This is a genomic window from Phyllobacterium sp. P5_D12 (genome assembly GCF_054049495.1).
The window spans coordinates 1-3,285 of sequence record NZ_JBFUMG010000498.1; the positions used below are offsets into that span (position 1 = coordinate 1).

Annotated in this window: 2 protein-coding genes; both read left to right on the plus strand. The window is 53.9% G+C overall.

Features of this window, described 5'->3' with window-relative positions:
* Positions 1–136 precede the first annotated feature (136 nt).
* Complete coding sequence (rsgA, locus tag ACXJ5O_RS22435; protein WP_457301826.1) at positions 137–1,153, plus strand: ribosome small subunit-dependent GTPase A; 1,017 nt, start codon at positions 137–139, stop codon at positions 1,151–1,153.
* Between the two features lie 332 nt (positions 1,154–1,485).
* Positions 1,486–3,285, plus strand: a 1,800-nt coding sequence (locus ACXJ5O_RS22440; RefSeq protein ID WP_457301827.1) for an ABC transporter ATP-binding protein/permease, incomplete at its 3' end; no start/stop codon positions are given.

A 3,285-nucleotide genomic window follows, 5' to 3' on the forward strand; every position in this document is an offset into this window, starting at 1 on the left:
AGCAGAGGCTGGCTCTAATTCAACTACTACCGAATTGGCGTCAGACCTCGCTTATATTTTTGGTCCCAAAGTGCGAACTAATTGTGAGTTTTAAAAAGGCCCATGTTTGCGATGCCCCTACCATTGAGCAAAGACCATGACCGATTCTAGTACTTCGCTTTCGAGTCTAGGATGGTCGGAATTTTTCAGCGATCAGCTTGTGTCAAACGAGACAAACCTCGTCCCGATGCGCATTGATACGGTTCACCGCGCGCGCCTCACTGCAATTTCTCAATCCGGAACAGTCAAACTAACCATTCCTGCTAACATGACGACCGCAGATTTTGCGGTAGGCGACTGGGTGCTTGTTGATCCGAGCACGCATCTCGTGCAACGCCTGTTAACGCGAAAAGCACTGTTGGAACGTCGTAAAGCGGGCAATCGACCCCGGCAGCTGGTTGCTGCTAACATCGATACACTGTTCATCGTTACGTCATGCAATGCCGATTTCAATGCCGCTCGGCTGGAGCGCTACTTGGCCTTGGCCAATGAAGCCGGAACAAATCCGGTCATCGTCTTGACCAAGGCTGACACGGTGTCAAACGCCCGGGAATACCAACTGCAGGCGGCTCCACTGCAACGCGGCTTGACTGTCGTGGTACTGAATGCCCGCTGCCCTGATGCCAAGACTATGCTGTTTCCTTGGTGCGAAGTGGGGCGAACAGTGGCGCTGGTGGGTTCGTCGGGGGTCGGCAAGTCAACGCTGGTGAACACGCTGGCAGGCCCCGTCCAGGAATTGCCTCAGCTGACAGGCGGTATCCGCGAGCATGATGCCAAGGGGCGTCACACCACCACATCCCGGTCGCTGCACGCGATTGCTGCCGGCGGTTGGGTGATCGATACGCCGGGAATACGAACGCTGGATGTCAGCCACGTGGGTTACGGCATAGACACGGTGTTCGCCGAAATCACAGAACTTGCCCCGCATTGCAGGTTTCGTGACTGTAGCCACGCTCATGAACCCGGCTGCGCGGTGCAGGCAGCAATGGCTGCAGGCAAGATAGATCCTGAGCGTTTGACCCGCTGGCGAAAGCTGCAGAACGAAACCCTCGACAACAGCGCCGATCAAGTCAGACCGCGTGGCACAAGTTCCATGCCCCGTCGCAAAAAATAGAGAATGATGGACATAGGCGACCCGTCTTCCAACATTTTCCAATCATCGGCCGCACGATCGAATAGACTTCAAATTTGGCGCGTTTTTTGTCTGATATCTGTGCATGCCGCGTCTGAACAATGAGCGGTTTTTGGAGTTGAGTATACCGATTGTCGACCACGGCCACGCTGATTTCGAAGAGTTAACCGTTTATTAACCACGGTTTGTTGCAATACGTAACATTGTGTGACTAATAAGAGATGACTTTGACCAGCGGCATTCAATTGCAACTTGGCAATCAGCAGGGCGAAAGCGGCTCACGCCGGAGATTCGGGGGCAGCACTGTGGCCTCCATGACGACATTCTGGGGTCTGATGCGGGCGTACTGGCTGTCAGAGAGGTGGATGGAAGCTTGGCTCCTGACGATAGCTATCGCGGTTTTAACAGCAGCTGGAAGCAAGGCCAGCGTCTGGATGGCGGAGGCATCAGGCGAGCTTCTCAACTCGATCGTCAATATCCATGATCCTTTCAGCCAACGTCCGCTCCCTACCATTCTGACTAACGCCGGCCTTCTCATCCTGATTATGTTTGTGAAAGAGGCTGGTTTTGTCGGCTTCCGCCATCTACTTTCGACAACGCTGCATCGCAAGTGGCGCGGCTGGCTGAATTCTCGCTTCAATGATTCCCTCCTCGACAGCAATCATACGCATTTCCACCTCCAGCAGGGGGAACGTGCGGAAATGCCTGACAATATTGATCAGCGATTGCAAGAATCCATCAAAGGCATGACTGGCGGTGCAATCGGCCTCTCGATGGGGATATTGGGCGTCGCGATGTCAATCATCTTCGTCGGGCAAAAGCTCATTGAGATGTCGACCGAAGTCAGCGGGCTTGAATTCCTCGGATCATATGGCAGCGCCATACTCGCTTTCGTAGCGATCGCTGTTTATGTCCCTCTCAGCAGCTGGGTTGCAATGAGGATCGGCCGTATACTTGAAACGCTTACGCTAGAGATGCAGCAGACAGAGGGCAGTTACCGCAGCGAACTGACAACATTCCTTCGTCACAGTTTCCAGGTGGCCGCTTCAAACGGCGAAAACGTGCAGCGTATCGGTAACACTCGCCTCTATTCAGGGATCGACAGAACTTGGTCCAAGTTGAACTGCTTCGATGCCGCATACATGTCATTCACAGCCGTCTATAACTTCTTCGCTGCTCGCGTAGTCGCTTATCTGCCCGGTCTCCTTCCTTATATGGGCAACACGATCAGCTTGAAGACCTACATTACTGGAGCCGAGCTGGTCGGCTCAATGATCAACGRGTGCTCGTGGTTCATTCAGGTGATGCCCGCCATTGCCAATCTGAAGGCGAACGGAAGACGCGTCACTGAACTGGCACTAGCCGTTGAATCAGTCCAGCGGCCGACGGATTTCTATCGGTCGAGCGGTATCAATGAATTCTGCTACGGCACACAGCACGAACTCTTCGGCATGACGGTGCGCAATCTCGAGCTCATGCATCGATCGGATGCGGCGCAGCCGTTCCTGTCTGCATCCCCTCTGCATATCCACAAGGGTGAATGGATCTATCTTAGGGGTGAGTCAGGCTGCGGGAAAACATGCCTGCTAAAGGCGCTGAACGGGCTTTGGGGATACGGGCGGGGTGACATAATCTATCCTGAAAACGCAACGGCAATGTACGCGGCGCAGGAAGTGAAATTCCCTACAGTGTCCCTTAAGCAGCTAATTTGTCTGCCTGACAATGAATCAGAGTTTGGCGATGCCTCAGCAGCAGCAGCACTTCATCGCGCCGGGATGGGAGAATTCATCGAGAACCTGGAACGGGAGGACCGCGATGGCACTCCATGGGACCAGCTTTTGTCGGGCGGCCAGAAACAGAAACTCGTGCTTGCGAGAATTCTGCTGCACAAGCCAAATGTATTGTTCCTTGACGAGGCCACAGGTGCTCTCGATCCAGAATCCAAAATTGCGTTCCATCAGGCCATCAAGGATCATTGCCACGGAATCACGGTCGTCAGTGTGATGCACGAGCAGGAAACGCCGAAATCGGCACGTGGATCCGAGTTTTATTCGCAGATACTGGAAATCAGGAACGGAGTTGCCAAACTCCACGACATTCAGCCGGCGCTGGTA

Bases quoted from the DNA above. Each gene is read 5' to 3' on its own strand.
- rsgA (WP_457301826.1), top strand. From the start codon at position 137: ATGACCGATTCTAGTACTTCGCTTTCGAGTCTAGGATGGTCGGAATTT.